Annotated in this window: 1 protein-coding gene; it reads right to left on the bottom strand. The window is 68.4% G+C overall.

The genetic code is table 11. The annotated features are described in order from the left end of the window. Positions 1 to 348: EAL domain-containing protein (locus HA45_RS23420; RefSeq protein WP_143808519.1), on the bottom strand; the 348-nt coding region annotated here is incomplete at both ends.

Genomic DNA, 348 nt, shown 5'->3' with positions numbered 1-348 from the left:
AGTGATCGATAACGAACGCGGCCCCCGTGCGCCGGATGGCCGCAAAATGCGCCGGCGCCTCCTGAACAAGCCCCGTCAGCAGCGGCTCGTCCACCTCCAGGTCCACAAAGGCGGCGTCGCCGCCCGCCGACTCGCGCAGCACGCTTTCCAGACCGGGGCCGGAGAGCTGTCGCGGGAACAGGTTAACGCTGACTCTGAGCTGCGGGCAGCGCACCTGCCACTGGCGGACCTGCGCGAGCGCGGTGCGGATGATCCAGTCGCCGAGCGTGACGGACAGCGGGCTTTTCACCAGCATCTCAATAAAATCAGCGGGCAGCAGCAGGCCGCGGGCAGGGTGCTGCCAGCGCA

It is taken from the genome of Pantoea rodasii (assembly GCF_002095465.1).
GTDB classification, from domain to species: Bacteria; Pseudomonadota; Gammaproteobacteria; order Enterobacterales; family Enterobacteriaceae; genus Pantoea; species Pantoea rodasii.
The sequence above is the reverse complement of the archived record's forward strand: the minus strand, read 5'-3'. Positions and strand labels throughout refer to the sequence as shown.